The 16,242-nt window shown below is 60.1% G+C and carries 16 protein-coding genes; 15 read left to right on the forward strand and 1 reads right to left on the reverse strand.

Features of this window, described 5'->3' with window-relative positions:
* Nucleotides 1-17 precede the first annotated feature (17 nt).
* The 7 genes from phnD to J2T09_RS05960 all read left to right on the forward strand — a co-directional run bounded on the left by phnD (nucleotide 18) and on the right by J2T09_RS05960 (nucleotide 7,838).
* A complete protein-coding gene (gene phnD / locus J2T09_RS05930) occupies nucleotides 18-1,013 on the forward strand; it encodes a phosphonate ABC transporter substrate-binding protein (protein WP_306832165.1) in 996 nt (331 codons plus the stop codon).
* Nucleotides 1,014-1,085: 72 nt separating this feature from the next.
* Nucleotides 1,086-1,898 carry a phosphonate ABC transporter, permease protein PhnE gene (gene phnE / locus J2T09_RS05935; protein ID WP_306832168.1) on the forward strand — a complete coding sequence of 271 codons (813 nt, stop codon included), beginning with the start codon at nucleotides 1,086-1,088 and terminating at the stop codon, nucleotides 1,896-1,898.
* A 59-nt stretch (nucleotides 1,899-1,957) separates the two neighbouring features.
* Nucleotides 1,958-3,097, forward strand: coding sequence for an alpha-D-ribose 1-methylphosphonate 5-triphosphate diphosphatase (locus J2T09_RS05940; protein ID WP_306832169.1), 1,140 nt, complete (start codon nucleotides 1,958-1,960; stop codon nucleotides 3,095-3,097).
* Nucleotides 3,087-3,662 carry a phosphonate metabolism protein/1,5-bisphosphokinase (PRPP-forming) PhnN gene (gene phnN, locus J2T09_RS05945; RefSeq protein WP_306832172.1) on the forward strand — a complete coding sequence of 192 codons (576 nt, stop codon included), beginning with the start codon at nucleotides 3,087-3,089 and terminating at the stop codon, nucleotides 3,660-3,662. Before J2T09_RS05940 ends, phnN begins: the two co-directional genes overlap by 11 nt.
* Nucleotides 3,663-3,754: 92 nt before the next feature.
* On the forward strand, nucleotides 3,755-4,789 hold the full coding sequence (locus tag J2T09_RS05950) for an ABC transporter ATP-binding protein (RefSeq protein WP_306832174.1): 1,035 nt from the start codon (nucleotides 3,755-3,757) through the stop codon (nucleotides 4,787-4,789).
* Nucleotides 4,790-4,974: 185 nt separating this feature from the next.
* Complete coding sequence (locus J2T09_RS05955; RefSeq protein ID WP_306832447.1) at nucleotides 4,975-5,952, forward strand: Fe(3+) ABC transporter substrate-binding protein; 978 nt, start codon at nucleotides 4,975-4,977, stop codon at nucleotides 5,950-5,952.
* Between the two features lie 296 nt (nucleotides 5,953-6,248).
* The gene (locus tag J2T09_RS05960; protein ID WP_306832449.1) at nucleotides 6,249-7,838 is read left to right on the forward strand and encodes an ABC transporter permease; all 1,590 of its coding nucleotides are present in this window, start codon (nucleotides 6,249-6,251) and stop codon (nucleotides 7,836-7,838) included.
* Between the two features lie 4 nt (nucleotides 7,839-7,842).
* On the opposite strand, the gene J2T09_RS05965 is transcribed toward J2T09_RS05960, so the two are convergent.
* Entirely contained in the window at nucleotides 7,843-8,532 is a 690-nt protein-coding gene (locus J2T09_RS05965) for a FadR/GntR family transcriptional regulator (protein WP_306832176.1), read from the reverse strand.
* Nucleotides 8,533-8,678: 146 nt separating this feature from the next.
* Here J2T09_RS05965 and J2T09_RS05970 point away from each other — a divergent pair, with 146 nt between their 5' ends.
* From J2T09_RS05970 to J2T09_RS06005, 8 genes are all read left to right on the forward strand, one after another.
* On the forward strand, nucleotides 8,679-10,220 hold the full coding sequence (locus tag J2T09_RS05970; protein WP_373458381.1) for a sugar ABC transporter ATP-binding protein: 1,542 nt from the start codon (nucleotides 8,679-8,681) through the stop codon (nucleotides 10,218-10,220).
* Nucleotides 10,221-10,231: 11 nt separating this feature from the next.
* The gene (locus J2T09_RS05975) at nucleotides 10,232-11,290 is read left to right on the forward strand and encodes an ABC transporter permease (protein ID WP_306832178.1); all 1,059 of its coding nucleotides are present in this window, start codon (nucleotides 10,232-10,234) and stop codon (nucleotides 11,288-11,290) included.
* Nucleotides 11,291-11,394: 104 nt separating this feature from the next.
* On the forward strand, nucleotides 11,395-12,339 hold the full coding sequence (locus tag J2T09_RS05980) for an ABC transporter substrate-binding protein (RefSeq protein WP_306832180.1): 945 nt from the start codon (nucleotides 11,395-11,397) through the stop codon (nucleotides 12,337-12,339).
* A gap of 80 nt (nucleotides 12,340-12,419) precedes the next feature.
* A complete protein-coding gene (locus tag J2T09_RS05985) occupies nucleotides 12,420-13,427 on the forward strand; it encodes an aldo/keto reductase (protein WP_306832182.1) in 1,008 nt (335 codons plus the stop codon).
* A 4-nt stretch (nucleotides 13,428-13,431) separates the two neighbouring features.
* Nucleotides 13,432-14,244, forward strand: coding sequence for an amidohydrolase family protein (locus tag J2T09_RS05990; protein WP_306832184.1), 813 nt, complete (start codon nucleotides 13,432-13,434; stop codon nucleotides 14,242-14,244).
* A gap of 12 nt (nucleotides 14,245-14,256) precedes the next feature.
* On the forward strand, nucleotides 14,257-14,586 hold the full coding sequence (locus J2T09_RS05995) for an L-rhamnose mutarotase (protein ID WP_306832186.1): 330 nt from the start codon (nucleotides 14,257-14,259) through the stop codon (nucleotides 14,584-14,586).
* Nucleotides 14,587-14,599: 13 nt separating this feature from the next.
* On the forward strand, nucleotides 14,600-15,334 hold the full coding sequence (locus J2T09_RS06000) for an SDR family oxidoreductase (protein ID WP_306832188.1): 735 nt from the start codon (nucleotides 14,600-14,602) through the stop codon (nucleotides 15,332-15,334).
* 42 nt (nucleotides 15,335-15,376) lie between these two features.
* Entirely contained in the window at nucleotides 15,377-16,222 is an 846-nt protein-coding gene (locus J2T09_RS06005; RefSeq protein WP_306832190.1) for a fumarylacetoacetate hydrolase family protein, read from the forward strand.
* The last annotated feature ends 20 nt before the right edge of the window (nucleotides 16,223-16,242 follow it).

Genomic DNA, 16,242 nt, shown 5'->3' on the forward strand with positions numbered 1-16,242 from the left:
AAACTCGGAGAAATAAGATGAACGCTCTACTGAAAAGCATGGCGGCGATGTCTGTCGTCTTCACCATGAGTTCCGCAGCCTTTGCGGCCGACACGATTAATTTCGGCATCATCTCGACCGAATCCCAGCAGAACCTGAAAACCAGCTGGCAGCCGCTGCTCGACGCCATGAAGGAAAAGACCGGCCTCGACGTCAAGCCGTTCTTCGCGTCCGACTATGCCGGCATCATCGAAGGCATGCGCTTCAACAAGGTGCAGATGGCCTGGTACGGCAACAAGTCGGCCATGGAAGCCGTCGACCGCGCCGATGGCGAAGTGTTCGTGCAGAGCGTCGCCTCCACTGGTGAGCCGGGCTACTGGTCCGTCGTCATCGTTCCAAAGGACAGCCCGATCCAGAAGATCGAAGATGTTCTGAAATGCGACCAGTCGCTGAACTTCGGTCTCGGCGACCCGAACTCGACCTCCGGTTTCCTCGTTCCGATGACCTTCGTGTTCTCCAGCAAGAACATCGACCCGAAAAAATGCTTCAAGAACGTCACCAATGCCAACCACGAAACCAATGCCATGGCTGTTGCCAACAAGCAGGTGGATGCTGCTGCCAACAACACCGAGAGCATGGCGCTGATCAAGCAGAACAACCCGAAGGCCTATGACAACATCCGCGAAATCTGGCGTTCGCCGCTGATCCCGGCTGACCCGATCGTCTGGCGCAAGGACCTTTCGGACGAAAACAAGACCAAGATCCGCGAATTCTTCCTGACCTACGGTACCAAGGATTCCAAGGGCAATGTCGAAGAAGAAAAGAAGATCCTCGCCGGCCTGAAATGGGCACCGTTCCGCGCCTCCAGCGACGCGCAGCTTCTGCCGATCCGCGTCATGGAACTGACCAAGTCGATTGCCCAGACGCAGGGCGATGCCAAGCTCGACGCGAGCGCCAAGGAGGCCAAGATCAAGGACCTGACGGAACAGAAGACCAAGTTCGAAGCCGAACTCGCCAAGGTCAGCACCAACTGATCCGATCTCTGATCTGACCGACCATGGGGCAGGCTTTCGGGCCTGCCTCTCTTCCAGCACGGGACCAACATCATGAGCGACGCGACGATGACCACCAACACCGCCACGACCAAGCCGCTGCCAAAACAACCCGGTGGCTCGCGCAACGGTCTTATTCTTCTGGCCGTGATTGCCGCGCTTGCTTATAGCTGGGGCCCGGCCGAAATGGGCCGCTGGACCTATCTCTTCACCGATGCCGGCAATATGGCCGAATATGCCAGCGGTTTTCTCTCCCCCAATTTCAGCGAGTGGCGTTTCTATCTCGAGGAAATGGTGGTGACCGTGCAGATCGCGCTCTGGGGCACGTTCCTGGCCGTGGCTTTCTCCATTCCTCTTGGCATCCTGTCTGCCCACAATATGGCGCCGTGGTGGGTGAACCAGCCGGTTCGCCGCCTGATGGACATGTTCCGCGCCATCCATGAAGTCGTGTTTGCCGTTCTTTTCGTTGTGGCCGTCGGGCTTGGCCCGTTTGCGGGCGTGATGGCGCTGTTCATCCACACGACCGGCACGCTGTCCAAACTGTTTTCGGAAGCTGTCGAAGCCATCGATCCGCGCCCGGTCGAAGCGATCCGCACCACGGGTGCCTCGCGTGTGCAGCAGGTTCTGTTCGGCGTCATCCCGCAGGTTCTGCCGCTGTGGATCTCGCTGTCGCTTTATCGCCTGGAATCCAACATCCGTTCCGCCACCGTGCTTGGCGTCATCGGCGCCGGCGGTATCGGTCAGGTCCTGTTCGAAAGCATTCGCGGCTTCTATTACCCGCAGGCCTCCGCCATGCTCATCATCGTCATCATCACCGTCAGCCTGATGGACCTTCTGTCTCAGCAGCTGCGCAAGCTGGTGATCTGACACTTTCCGCATTCTTCCCTTGAGCGTTTCAAAAACGCTCCGTAAGCTGTGAACACATCATGACCCAAGAAACCATCTTCACCAATTGCGCCATCGTTCTCGCCGATGAAATCGTCACCGGCAGAGTGTTGGTGCGCGACGGCAAGATTGCCGATATCTCTACCGGCCATTCGAATGCCGGTATCGACCTCAACGGCGATTACCTTCTGCCCGGCTGCGTCGAACTGCATACCGACCATCTGGAGACTCACTTTCAGCCGCGCCCAAAGGTACGCTGGAACATGGATGCGGCGCTGCAGGCGCATGATGGACAGGTGGCAAGCTCCGGCATCACCACCGTGTTCGATGCCCTTCGCGTCGGCATCGATGACGACACCGATCTTGGTCCGGCCGACATGGCCGCCATGGCGACGAAAATTTCGCAGGCAAATGCGGCCGGCCGTCTGCGTGCTGAACATTTCATCCATCTGCGCTGCGAAGTGTCGATGGCGGATGTCGCCGAGCAGTTCGACATGATGGAAGGCAATGATCGCGTGCGTCTGGCCTCGCTGATGGACCACGCTCCGGGCCAGCGCCAGTTCGTCAGCCTCGAAGCTTACCGCATCTATTATCAGGGCAAGAAGAAACTCTCGAATGCTGAATTCGATGCCTTCTGCACCCGCCGTATCGCCGAATCCGAGGCCAATTCGGATCGTAACCGCAAGCGTATCGCCGAGCTTTGCCACGGCGCCGGCATTGCCATTGCCTCGCATGACGATGCGACCGCTGCCCATGTCGCCGAAGGCGTCGAGCTTGGCATCGCGCTTGCCGAATTCCCGACCACGATCGAGGCCGCTGTCCTGTCGCGCGAGGCCGGTTTGCAGGTGTTGATGGGCGCGCCGAACGTGGTGCGCGGCGGTTCGCATTCCGGCAATGTTTCGGCGCTCGATCTTCTGGAAAAAGGCGCGCTCGACATTCTCTCGTCCGACTACATCCCGTTTTCGATGATGCAGGCGGCTTTTGTGCTTTTCGACAAGGGGCTGGCCGATCTGCCGCAGGCCGTGCGTCTGATCTCCGACAATCCTGCCCGTGCGGCGGGTCTCGCTGACCGCGGCCGTATCGAAGTCGGTCGCCGTGCCGATCTGGTGCGCGTGCGCGCTGAGCGCGACCTGCCGCCGGTGGTCGTCGGTGTGTGGCGGGAGGGCAATCGTGTCTGCTGACCGATCCGGATTGTTCATCGCGGTTGTCGGTCCGAGCGGCGCCGGTAAGGATACGCTGATGCGGGCGGTGGCCGCGCGCCTTCAGGACCGGCCGGATATCCGTTTTGCCCAGCGTGTCATCACCCGCGATGCCGATCCCGATAACGAGGACCACGAGGTTCTTTCCCGCGCAGATTTCGCCGATGCGCGTCAGGAAGGCGAATTCTGCCTCGACTGGGAAGCGCACGGTCTTTGTTATTCGCTGCGCCGGGAAGCCGCGGAACATGTGGAGAAGGGCGGTATTCTCATCGCCAACCTTTCCCGCGCTGTGCTTTCCGAGGCCGCCTCGCAGTTTGCCCGCATGGACGTGCTGGAGATTACCGCGCGCCCGGACATTCGTGTCGAGCGGCTGTTGTCGCGTGGACGGGAAACGGCTGAGGATATCCGCAGCCGCATCGCCCGCGAAATGCCGATTTCCGTGCCGAACCTTCCGGGTCGTATTGTCACCATCGATAATTCCGGCAGGCTGGATGACGCCGTGGATGCGCTGGAAAACTATCTGACCGGCGCGCGCTCGGCAGCCTGAACGGGCATAATTCCCTGCATTGTGATGCGCCCGGTCTTCACCGGCGAGATGCGCTGTGGCAGTTTCCGCGCCGCAAGGGGAGATTGTTGCGCATGAATGGAAATATCGCGGTGCGGCTGGCGAATGTCAGTCGCGCTTTCGGAACAACGGCTGCCGTCAACGGCATTTCTCTCGACATCGCCAAGGGCGAGATCGTTTCGCTCGTCGGCCATTCCGGCTGCGGCAAGTCGACCCTGCTGCGCATCATTTCCGGCGTTGAAACGGTCGATTCGGGCCGCGTTTTTCTCGATGGTGGCGAAGTCGATGGCGCGACTTTCGTTGAGCCGGAGGCACGTGGTGTCGGTTTCGTGTTTCAGGACTATGCGCTGTTTCCGCATCTGGATGTGCGTGACAACATTCTTTTCGGCCTGAAACGCCGGCCAAAGGCAGAGGCTGCGGCTCTCGCGGACGACATCATCGATCGTATCGGGCTCCGGCATCTGGCCGATCGCTTTTCGCATACGCTGTCCGGTGGCGAGCAGCAGCGCGTGGCACTGGCGCGTGCGCTTGCGCCGCGTCCGGCCGTCATTCTGATGGATGAACCTTTTTCCAACCTCGATCAGGGGCTGCGTGACAGGGTGCGTGACGATACGCTGTCGCTGCTGCGTTCTCTGGATGCCACCGCCATCATGGTGACCCATGATCCGCAGGAGGCGCTTTCGGTCGGTGACCGGGTGGTGTTGATGCGATCCGGTGAAATCGTGCAGGCGGGCAGTCCCTACGACCTGCATGACCGGCCGGAAAATGCCTATGCCGCCGAGTTCTTCTGCGCCTTCAACAAGGTGCCCGGTCAATGGCGTGACGGGAAATTCGAGACCATCCTCGGCAGCTTTGCCGTCTCGCCGGGAGCGCAGGCGACGGGATCGGCAACGCTTTATATTCGTCCGCGCGACATCTCCGTCTCTCTCGACGGCGGTGATATGTTGGCCCGCATCAGCGAGCGCGTCTTTTATGGCGAAACGGAGCAACTTGTTCTGTTCGTGGAGGGTCTCGAAACGCCACTGAGAGCCGTTGTCTCGGAAAGACTGCCGACAGGTACCGCCGAGGTGAGAATTTCAATTCGGCCGGAGCGGCTGGCTGTTTTCTGATGGTGGATCAATAGTTGTAAATGCATCCAAAAAATCGATAACGTCTGCGTGATTTCCACCTGTAATTGACAAAATAAACTTGACCGACATCGTCATGAAATGGTGCAAACCCTCCGTGTTTCTCTAACGGGGGAGTTATCATGAAACCGTCCGCCATTCTGGCCTCCACGCTTCTCGCAACATCGATGTTCGTCGCACCGTCGCTTGCGTCGGCCGCTGAAATCAACGTTTACACGACCCGCGAACCGGCTCTCATCGCGCCGCTGATCGAGGCCTACACCAAATCCACCGGCACCAAGGTCAACACCGTCTTCATGAAGGATGGTCTGGCCGAGCGCGTTGCTTCGGAAGGTGAAAGCTCGCCGGCCGATATCCTGATGATGGTCGATGCCGGCAATCTGGTCGACTTGTCCGAAAAGGGCGTGACCCAGGCGGTCGAGTCGTCCGTGCTGAGCTCGGCCATCCCGGCAGAACTGCGCGACGGCAAGGGCCACTGGTTCGGCCTGTCCTACCGCGCCCGCGTGCTTTACGCGGCCAAGGATCTTGATCTGGCATCCTTCAACTATGAAGATCTTGCCGATCCGAAGTGGAAGGGCAAGGTCTGCATCCGCGCTGGCCAGCATCCGTACAATACCGCGCTTTTTGCTGACTACATCGCCCATTACGGCGCTGAGGACACTGAAAAGTGGCTGGCTGGCGTCAAGGAAAACCTGGCCCGCAAGGCTGCCGGTGGTGACCGCGACGTGGCCAAGGACATTCTCGGCGGCATTTGCGATATCGGCATCGCCAATTCCTATTATGTCGGCCTGATGAAGTCCGGCAAGGGCGGCGAAGAACAGGCCAAGTGGGTCGAGGCCATCAAGGTCATCCTGCCGACCTTCAAGAACGGCGGCACGCAGGTGAATATCAGCGGCGCAGCCGTTGCCAAGAACGCGCCCAACAAGGCCGAAGCCGTGAAATTCCTGGAATATCTCGTCTCCGACGAAGCCCAGAAGATCTACGCAGAAGCCAATTATGAATATCCGGTCAAGGCTGGCGCCTCCATCGACCCGATCATCGCTTCCTTTGGCGAACTGAAGGTCGACGGCAAGCCGCTGTCGGAAATCGTCGGTCATCGCAAGCAGGCGAGCGAGCTGGTCGACAAGGTCGGCTTCGACAACTAACGGACAGCGAGGCGTCTCGAAAGCGGCGCCTTCGCATCTCTTGAAAGGCGCTCTGCCTTCACTTTCCGTCATCCTCGGGCTTGTCCCGAGGATCTGCCAAGGTCCACTTGTCTCGGGCTCAGCAGATCCTCGGGACAAGCCCGAGGATGACGTCGTTCAATTCGTCGTCGTGTGATGGGCCGTCTCCAGTGAACATTGTGATACACTCCGGCCAACCGGTCGCCACTCCGGTGAACGCGAGGCGCGGCCTTCGTTCCGGCCGAACCTGGCTGCTGCTGGCTGCTCTTGCGGCGTTGATGGTCAGCCTCCCCGTGCTCGGGCTTGTACTGGAGGCGATGAAGGGCTCAACCGGTCTCTGGGCGCATCTGTTTTCCACCATCCTGCCGGTGGCCATGGTCGATACGGTGATCCTTCTTGTCGGTGTCGGCGTCGTGACCGCCGTCCTTGGCACCACGACCGCATGGATGGTGACGGCTTATGATTTTCCCGGTCGGCGGGTGCTCGAATGGGCGCTGCTGCTGCCGCTTGCCGTGCCGACCTATATCATCGCCTATGCCTATCTCGATATCCTGCACCCGATCGGTTCGGTGCAGGGGGCGATCCGCTGGATGCTGGGGTATGAAAGTCCGCGACAGTTTCGGTTGCCGGATGTCCGCTCCATGACCGGCTGCATTTTTCTGCTTGGTTTCGTGCTTTACCCTTACGTCTATATTCCGACGCGGGCGATGTTTCTCACCCAGTCCGGCAATCTCATCGATGCCGCTCGCACATTGGGCGTGTCCCGTCGCGCCGTGTTCTGGCGTGTCGGGCTGCCGCTGGCGCGCCCGGCGGTGGCGATCGGTGTGGCGCTGGCGCTGATGGAGACGCTGAACGACGTCGGCGCGGCCGAATTTCTCGGCGTGCGGACCATGACCGTGTCGATCTACACGACATGGATTACCCGCACCGATCTGCCGGGAGCTTCCCAGATCGCTCTGGCCCTGCTGCTGATCGTGGTGGCGCTTGTCGGGATCGAGCGCTGGGCGCGGCGCAAACAGCGATATGCCACGGACGCCCGCCGCAGCAGGGGGCTAACGCCACAGAAGGTGGCTACGACCAAAGGGCTTGTTTTCCTTGCGCTTGGCTGCCTTCCCCTTCTTCTCGGCTTCGTGGCGCCGGCCATCTACCTCGTCACGGAAGCGTGGAAACGTTATCGTTTTGCCGGTCTTTCGCCGCGCATTCTGGATGAAGCGGTGAACACGATCGTCATCGCCACGGTGGCGACGGTCATCACAATCCTTCTCGGCCTCGTCATCGCCTATGCGGCCCGCATACGGCCCGGCAGGAAATCCGCCACGCTGCTGCGGCTGTCGAGCATGGGTTATGCCGCACCCGGCACCGTCGTTGCGATCGGCGTGTTGATCGTGCTTGCCGGTCTCGACCGGTTCATTGATCGCACGGCACTCGACTGGTTCGGTGTCTCCACCGGTCTCTTGTTCATGGGGTCCGGCGCTGCCGTGGTTTATGCGCTCACGGTGCGGTTCCTGGCCATCTCGGCCGGTGGAATCGAGGCCGGTCTTTCGCGCATTCCGCACTCGCTGGATCATGCTTCGCGCACGCTCGGGCAATCGGTTTCCGGCACGTTTCGCCACGTGCACCTGCCGCTTTCGAAAACGGCCATCTCGGCGGCCGCACTTCTGGTCTTTGTGGATTGCGTCAAGGAATTGCCGGCAACGCTGCTCTTGCGTCCGCTCAATGTGGAAACCTTCGCCACCCATCTTTATGGCGAGGCGGCGCGTGGCACCTATGAGGAGGCGGCCATCGCGGCCCTTGCCATCGTTGCCATCGCCATTCTGCCGGTCGTGCTGTTGTCACGCGTCGGCAGCAACAGGTCGGCCGCCGGCTGATCGATCAGTTTTCCACCCAGCGGCGGCTTGATGCCATCAGATGCGCATGCATGGCAACCTGTGCGGCAAGCGGATCTTTCATCTCCAGTGCTGCCAGAATGGCCTCGTGCTCGCTGAGCGCGAATTGCCATGTCTCCGGGGTTTCGAAACGGCCGCGCATGTGGTCCGACATCGGGCTGTGCCTTTCATCGAACAGGCTGGCGACGATTTCATGAAGCACCGAATTGCCGACACTTTCGGCAATCACCAGATGAAACTGGCGATCCTGCTCCAGCGGTTTGCGCCCCTGCGTGATCTCGTCACGCATTGCCGTCAGAATATCCCGCAGTGTTTTCAACGTCGCTTCGGGCATCGTCGCTGTGGCCTGCACGATGACCGCGCTTTCGATGACCGCGCGGGCCTGCATCAGTTCTGTCGGGCTTTCACCAAGCGAACGACCGGCTGTCGACGGCTTGGCCGCATTGAGCACGTAGACCCCGGATCCCATGCGGATCTCGATCGTGCCGTCGATTTCCAGAGCGATCAGTGCCTCGCGCAGTGAAGGGCGCGAAACACCCAGTTGCTGCGCCAGTTCACGCTCGGCCGGCAGGCGCGAGCCGGGCGGATATTGGCCGTTGACGATCAATTGGCGCACCTGATCGGCGATCTGCTGGTAGAGGCGGCGTGCATCGGTCATCGTGGTCTGGCCAATCATCGGAAAATACGGTCTGAAATTGAATAGATGACCAAAATTGGGAAAATGCAAGCCGGCGTGGAATAATTGGCTTGACCAATATTATTTTCACGGCCTAGTTTGCCCATCGAAAGCTCGGGAGGCTTTTGCGCGAGGAGGAGATCGCGATGGGAGGAATGCCGGCAACGGCAGACACGATCGATGCGCGGCCGGTTCTGCTGAAGCTCGACAATGTCTCGAAGGAATTTCCGGGCGTGAAGGCGCTGTCCGGCGTCAGCTTCGATCTGCGCGCCGGCGAGGTGCATGCGGTCTGTGGCGAAAACGGTGCCGGCAAATCGACGCTGATGAAGATCATCAGTGGTGTCTACCAGCCGAACGAGGGGTCGATCACCTTCAAGGGCGAACCGGTGCAGTTCGCTTCGACCTTACAGTCGGAAGCCGCCGGCATTGCCATCATCCATCAGGAACTCAATCTCGTGCCGCACCTGACGGTGGCGGAAAACATCTATCTGGCGCGCGAGCCGCGCCGCGGCTGGCTGGTCGATCGAAAAAAACTGTTTGCCGATGCAAAACGGTGCCTTGATCGTCTCGGCGTCGATATCGACCCGAATGTGCAGGTTCGCACGCTGTCCGTCGCGCAGTGCCAGATGGTTGAGATCGCCAAGGCGCTGTCATTGGATGCGACCGTGCTGATCATGGACGAACCGACCTCCTCACTGACCGAGCAGGAGGCGCAGCTTCTCTTCAACGTCATCCGCGACCTGAAGCGGCAGGGCACCGGCATCATCTATATCTCGCACCGTCTCGACGAGATGGCGGAGATTGTCGACCGGGTCACGGTGCTGCGCGATGGCCGCTATATTTCCACCGACGAATTTGCCGACCTCACCCTCGACGATATTGTTGCCCGTATGGTCGGCCGCTCGCTGGAGGACAAGTTTCCCGAGCCTACGCGCGTACCGGGACAGGATGTCATCTTCTCCGTTTCCGGTTTGACACGGGCGGGTGTGTTTTCCGATGTGAATTTCGAGATCCGTCGCGGTGAAATTTTGGGCTTTGCGGGGCTGATGGGGGCGGGCCGTACGGAAGTGGCGCGTGTCATTTTTGGTGCCGATCCGCTGGATGCCGGCACGATCATGCTCGATGGTGATACGCTCAAGATTACCGATCCGCGCAGCGCCATCGAAGCCGGTATTGCCTATCTCTCCGAAGACCGCAAGGCGCAGGGGCTGGCGGTGAAAATGCCGGTGGATGCCAATCTGGTGATGGCGCGCATGCCGGCGGTGAGCAATTCGGCAGGTGTCATCGATCGCAGAAAACACCGCGAGGCGAGCCAGCGTTACGTCGATTTGCTCAATATCCGCACGCCCGGCCTCAGCCAGCCGGTGCGGCTGCTTTCGGGCGGCAACCAGCAAAAGATCATCATCGGCAAATGGCTGTTTCGCGAGCCGCGCATCATGTTTTTCGATGAGCCGACACGCGGTATCGATGTCGGCGCGAAATTCGCGATCTACCAGATCATGGATGAGCTTGCCGCAAACGGCATCGGCATCGTGCTGATCAGCTCGGAACTGCCGGAAGTGCTCGGCATGTCGGATCGCGTCGCCGTGTTTCATGGCGGCCGCATCACCGCGACGCTCACCACGCGCGACACCAATCAGGAAGAAATCATGCATTACGCATCCGGCAGTGGCCGGCGTGCGGACTAGGGAGATGCGTTTTGGCCGATATGACCACTGAAAAGCCGGCGCAGCCGCAATCTCAGCCACAGCCCCAAGCAAAGGGGCGTCGCCTCAGCGAACGCCAGAAGGACATTATCCAGAAATTTGCAGCACTCGGCAGTCTTGTCGTGCTGGCCGCGATCTTTTCGGCGACCAGCAGCGCCTTCATGACGGTCGGCAATGGCATGACGATTGCCTTGCAGGTGACGTCGATTGCGCTTCTCGGCATTGGCGCGACCTATGTCATCATCACTGGCGGCATCGATCTGTCGGTCGGTTCGGTGCTGGCGCTGGCCGGTGTCGTTGCAGCCCTTGCGGTAAAGGAGTTGAACATGCCGATCTGGATCGGCATGTTGCTCGGCATTCTGACCGGTTCGGCCTGTGGCCTGATCAACGGCCTGATCATCACGCAATTGCGGCTGCCGCCCTTCATTGCCACGCTCGGCATGATGCTGATCGCCCGTGGTGTCGCCTTGCAGATTACCGGCGCGCGCGCCGTGTCCGGTCTCGGCGAGAGCTTTGGCGAATTGGGCAACGGTTCGCTGTTTCGCATCGAAAGCATCGACGACATGGGCTTTCCGGTGGTGACCTTTCCCGGCATTCCCTATCCGGTCGTGCTGATGATTGTCATCGGCATCGGTGCTGCCTTCGTTCTGAACCGCACGGTGCTTGGACGATATATTTATGCAGTCGGTTCGAATGCCGATGCCGCACGTCTTTCCGGCGTCAACGTTTCGCGCGTGACGGTGTTTACCTATGTGGTGTCCGGGACGCTGGCGGGCCTCACCGGCTGCGTGCTGATGTCGCGCCTCGTCACCGCCCAGCCGAACGAAGGCGTGGCCTATGAACTCGATGCGATTGCCAGCGCCGTCATCGGCGGCACATCGCTGATCGGCGGCGTGGGCACGATTTCCGGCACGGTCATCGGTGCCTTCGTGATCGGCATCCTGCGCAACGGCCTCAACATGAACGGCGTCTCCGCCTTCACCCAGCAGATCATCATCGGCCTCGTCATTCTGGTCACCGTGTGGATCGACCAGTTGCGCAACCGCCGTTGAGGAAGACGGAGCGGTTTGCCGCTCTCGGAAATGCCGCACGGGAAGGAGGGAGCCTTCCCCCGCAACGGCCCCGGCAGGGCCGGAACATAAGAGGAGGATGAAACATGCGTAAACTGACGATTGCCCTGATGGCCTCTGCCATCGCCTTTGCCGGTGCCACCGGCGCGTCTGCGGCCGAAATCGCCGTCATCGTGAAGACCGTCAATTCCACCTTCTGGCAGAATGTCCAGAAGGGTGCGGATGCGGCGATTGCCACCGCCAAGGGTAAACACACCATGACTTTTCAGGGCCCGGCGGCTGAATCCGCCATCGCCGATGAGGTCAACATGGTGGAAAACGCCGTCAACCGTAAGGTCGGCGCGATCCTGCTGGCTCCGTCCGATCCGGATGCGCTCGTGCCTGCCGTGAAAAAGGCTTGGGAAGCCCGCATTCCGGTCGTCATCATCGACAGCCAACTGGCCGATGGTGCGGACAAATATTACCAGTCCTTCCTCGCCACCGATAATCGCAAGGCCGGTGAACTGGCGGCGCAGGCGATGATCGACAAGGTCGGCACGACAGGCAAGATCGCCGTCATGTCCTATGTCGCCGGTGCAGGCTCCGAAATAGGCCGTGTCGGCGGCTTTACCGATTACATCAAGGCAAATTCCAAGCTGGAAATCGTCGGTCCGTATTATTCGCAGTCGCAGATGGCGACGGCGCTCAACCAGACCACCGACGTTTTGGCCGCCAACAGCGATCTCAAGGGCATTTTCGGCGCCAATGAGCCGACCGCAATCGGCATGGGCCGCGCCATCAAGCAGGCGGGCAAGGCGGGCAAGGTTGTCGCCATCGGTTTCGACGGCAATCAGGATCTGCAGGAATTCGTCAAGGACGGCACGCTGCATGCGACCGTCGTGCAGGGGTCCTACCAGATGGGTGAAAAGGGTGTCGAAGCCCTCTTGCAGATCCTCGACAAGCAGAAGGTCGAGAAGACAATCGATACCGGCGTCGTTGTCGTCACCAAGGACAATATAGACAAGCCGGAAGCCAAGAACGTTCTTTACTGAGCCAGATTTTTGACGCGCGGGCTTGTGGTCCGCGCGTCTCATTCCACCGTGATCGGGCATGACGAGCAGGATTTGAGAAGATGAAGGTTTCCGACAGGCGCAAGCTGCGCAACCGCGATGTCTCGTTTACGTTGATGGGCCTGGGCTGCGCCCAGATGGGTAATCTTTACCGGCTGACCAGCTATGCCGAATCGCTCTCCGCCTTCGATGCCGCCTGGGAGGCGGGCATCCGTTATTTCGATACGGCACCGTTCTACGGCTACACGCGTTCGGAACGCCGCCTCGGCACGATGCTCACCGATCATGAGCGCACGAATTACCTTCTCAGCACCAAGGTCGGTCGCATCATGGTGCCGGACGAGACTGTTGGAGCGGAAGAGGATGCCTATGTGGCGCCGCTGCCTTTCCGCCCGACCTATGATTACAGCTATGATGCGATCATGCGCTCGTTCGAGGCGAGCCGTCAGCGGCTCGGCGTGTTTGCGCCGGATATTCTTTATGTCCACGATATCGGCCGCGCCACCCATGGCGACCGGCACCAGCATTACTGGGACCAACTGACCAGGGGCGGTGGTTTCAAGGCGCTGGGTGAGTTGCGGTCGAGTGGGCTGGTGAAGGCTGTCGGTCTCGGCGTCAACGAGTGGCAGGCGGTGTCCGAGGCCATGGATGAATTCGATATCGATGTTTCCATGCTCGCCGGGCGTTACACGCTGCTGGAACATGAAAGTCTCGGCCTGCTCGACCGTTGCCAGCGCGAAGGTGTCGGCATCGTTGTCGCCGGTGCCTTCAATTCCGGCCTGCTCGCCGGCAACAAGAAGTTCAATTATGCCGAGGCGCCTGCCGATATTCTCGCCCGCGTCAACGAGATAGAAGCGGCCTGCGAGGCCGAAGGTGTTTCCATGCAGGCGGCGGCGCTGGCATTCCCCATCCTGCATCCGGCCGTCGTCACCGTCGTTTCAGGCGCACGCAATGGCGAGCAGATGAAGGCCAATGTCGGCTGGTTCGAGCAGGGCATTCCGGCCTCCTTCTGGACGCGGTTGAAGGAAAAGGGCGTGATTTCCGCCGATGCGCCGATCGAGGGAGCATGACACCATGGTCATCGACGCGCACCAGCATTTCTGGCTGCTGAAGGATCGCAGTGGCGGCTGGCCTCCGCCGGATCTGGAAGCGATCTATCGCGACTTCCTGCCAACCGATTTCCTGCCGGAGATCAAAAAGGTGGGCGTGACCGGTACGGTTCTGGTGCAATCGATGCCGAGCGTCGAAGACACGCGTTTCATGCTGGGTCTGGCGCAAGAGAACGATTTCATTCTCGGTGTGGTCGGCTGGGTGGATATGAAGGCTGCCGATGCGCCGGACGTGATCGCAGACCTTGCGAAGGCGAAAAAGCTGAAGGGCCTGCGACCTATGCTGCAGGATATTGCCGACGAAAACTGGATCGACGATCCGACACTCGAACCGGCCGTCGAGGCGATGATAGCCAACCATCTGGTGTTAGATGCACTGGTTCTGGAGCCGCATTTGTCGGCGCTTCATGCCTTTGCCCGCCGCCATCCGAGCCTGCCGATCGTGATCGATCACGGTGCCAAGCCGCGCATCGCCAGCGGACATTTTACAGATTGGCGCCACGCGATGCTGCGGCTGGCGGAACTGGACAATGTGTCCTGCAAGCTTTCCGGCCTTCTGACCGAGGCGGGCGATCAGGATCCGCGGGCGCTGCGGCCATATATCGAGACCATTCTGGAACTGTTCGGCTCGGAACGCGTGATCTGGGGCAGCGATTGGCCGGTCCTGCTTCTGGCAGGCTGTTACGGCAGCTGGTTCGCGCAATGCCGCGAGATCGTGCCGAAAGCCGATCACGACGCCGTCTTTGGCGGTAATGCCCGCCGTTTCTATCGATTGTGAGGACTTTTTCGAATGCAGAGAATGGGAATGGTCATCGGCGTGCAGCCGGGCAAGGTCGAGACCTACAAGGAATTGCACGCCACTGTGTGGCCGGAAATTCTGGCACTGATTTCGAGCTGCAACATCAAGAATTACACGATTTTTCTGAAAGAGCCGGAAAACCTGCTGTTCGGTTACTGGGAATATCACGGCACGGATTTTGAGGCCGACATGGCAAAGATGGCGGCGAGCGAAAAGAACCAGGAATGGTGGTCGTTCTGCATTCCCTGCCAGAAACCGTTCGAAACCCGCAAAGAGGGTGAATGGTGGGCCATGATGGAAAACGTATTTCACCTCGATTGATAAGGATGACGAAATGACCGGGAAAATTGAAGGAAAAACCGTCGTGGTGACCGCCGCAGGCCAGGGTATCGGCCGCGCCAGCGCGCTGGCTTTTGCCGCTGCGGGTGCAACGGTCTGGGCGACGGATATCAATAATGCGGCGCTTTCAACGCTCGATGGCGAGGCCAATATCCAGACGGCGCATCTCGACGTGCTCGACGCTGCCACTGTTGCGGCATTCTTCGAAAAGATCGGCGCCGTCGATGTTCTCTTTAATTGCGCAGGCTTCGTGCATGCCGGTTCTGTTCTGGATATGCCGGACAGCGATCTCGATTTCGCCTTCGATCTCAACGTTCGCGCCATGGTGCGCACCATCAAGGCGGTACTGCCCGGCATGCTGGAGCGCGGCGACGGCACGATCATCAACATGGCCTCGATCGCTTCCAGCTCCAAGGGTGTGCCGAACCGTGCCGCCTACGGCATCACCAAGGCAGCCGTGATCGGGCTCACCAAATCCGTCGCTGCCGATTACGTGGCGCAGGGCATCCGTTGCAATGCCATTTGCCCCGGCACGGTGGAAAGCCCGTCTCTGGAAAGCCGCATGCGCGCGCAGGGCAATTACGAGGAAGCGCGCGCTGCCTTCATCGCCCGCCAGCCGATGGGTCGCCTCGGCACACCGGAAGAGATTGCCGATCTCGCCGTCTATCTTGCAGGTGCGACCTACACGACCGGACAGGCCGTCGGTATCGACGGCGGCTGGGGTATCTGATTTTCTAGCGAATGCCGACTTTGTACTGAAAGGAATGATGACATGAAGTTTCTCCGTTACGGCGCACCCGGTGCCGAAAAGCCCGCCATTCTCGATGCCGATGGCAAGATCCGCGATCTTTCCGCCCATGTTGCCGATCTTTCCGGCGCAGCCCTTGCGCCCGATGCACTGGCAAAGCTTGGTGCGATCGATGCAAAAAGCCTGCCGCTGGTGGACGGTGATCCGCGTCTCGGCCCCTGCGTTGCCGGCACCGGCAAATTCATCTGCATCGGCCTCAACTATTCCGACCACGCCGCAGAAACCGGCGCGACCGTGCCGCCGGAGCCGATCATCTTCATGAAGGCGTCTTCCGCCATCGTCGGCCCCAATGACAATGTTCTGATCCCGCGCGGCTCTGAGAAGACCGACTGGGAAGTCGAGCTCGCCGTCGTCATCGGCAAGACTGCAAAATATGTGACGGAAGCCGAAGCGCTGGATTATGTGGCCGGTTATTGCGTCACCAACGACGTGTCCGAACGCGCCTTCCAGACGGAGCGTTCCGGCCAGTGGACCAAGGGCAAATCCTGCGACACTTTTGGCCCGATGGGCCCATGGCTGGTGACCAAGGATGAAGTGCCGGACCCGCAGAACCTCGGCATGTGGCTGAAGGTGAACGGCGAACAGCAGCAGGACGGTTCGTCGAAGACCATGGTTTATGGCGTTGCCTTCCTCGTGTCCTACCTGTCGCAGTTCATGTCACTGCATCCGGGCGATGTCATCTCCACCGGCACGCCTCCAGGCGTCGGCATGGGCCTGAAGCCGCCGCGTTACCTGAAGGACGGCGATGTCGTCGAACTCGGCATCGAAGGTCTCGGCACCCAGAAACAGACTTTTGTCGCCGACCGCTGAACCAGCAAAAAACCTATCAT

The sequence above is a fragment of the Neorhizobium huautlense genome, from assembly GCF_030811685.1.
Classification (GTDB): domain Bacteria; phylum Pseudomonadota; class Alphaproteobacteria; order Rhizobiales; family Rhizobiaceae; genus Neorhizobium; species Neorhizobium huautlense_A.

Coding starts and splice junctions, on each gene's coding strand:
- J2T09_RS05970 (WP_373458381.1), top strand. CDS start 8,679: ATGGGAGGAATGCCGGCAACGGCAGACACGATCGATGCGCGGCCGGTT.
- J2T09_RS05980 (WP_306832180.1), top strand. CDS start 11,395: ATGCGTAAACTGACGATTGCCCTGATGGCCTCTGCCATCGCCTTTGCC.
- J2T09_RS06000 (WP_306832188.1), top strand. CDS start 14,600: ATGACCGGGAAAATTGAAGGAAAAACCGTCGTGGTGACCGCCGCAGGC.
- J2T09_RS05990 (WP_306832184.1), top strand. CDS start 13,432: ATGGTCATCGACGCGCACCAGCATTTCTGGCTGCTGAAGGATCGCAGT.
- J2T09_RS05985 (WP_306832182.1), top strand. CDS start 12,420: ATGAAGGTTTCCGACAGGCGCAAGCTGCGCAACCGCGATGTCTCGTTT.
- J2T09_RS05995 (WP_306832186.1), top strand. CDS start 14,257: ATGCAGAGAATGGGAATGGTCATCGGCGTGCAGCCGGGCAAGGTCGAG.
- J2T09_RS05950 (WP_306832174.1), top strand. CDS start 3,755: ATGAATGGAAATATCGCGGTGCGGCTGGCGAATGTCAGTCGCGCTTTC.
- J2T09_RS05960 (WP_306832449.1), top strand. CDS start 6,249: ATGGTCAGCCTCCCCGTGCTCGGGCTTGTACTGGAGGCGATGAAGGGC.
- J2T09_RS05940 (WP_306832169.1), top strand. CDS start 1,958: ATGACCCAAGAAACCATCTTCACCAATTGCGCCATCGTTCTCGCCGAT.
- phnD (WP_306832165.1), top strand. CDS start 18: ATGAACGCTCTACTGAAAAGCATGGCGGCGATGTCTGTCGTCTTCACC.
- J2T09_RS05955 (WP_306832447.1), top strand. CDS start 4,975: ATGTTCGTCGCACCGTCGCTTGCGTCGGCCGCTGAAATCAACGTTTAC.
- phnE (WP_306832168.1), top strand. CDS start 1,086: ATGAGCGACGCGACGATGACCACCAACACCGCCACGACCAAGCCGCTG.
- J2T09_RS06005 (WP_306832190.1), top strand. CDS start 15,377: ATGAAGTTTCTCCGTTACGGCGCACCCGGTGCCGAAAAGCCCGCCATT.
- J2T09_RS05965 (WP_306832176.1), bottom strand. CDS start 8,532: ATGATTGGCCAGACCACGATGACCGATGCACGCCGCCTCTACCAGCAG.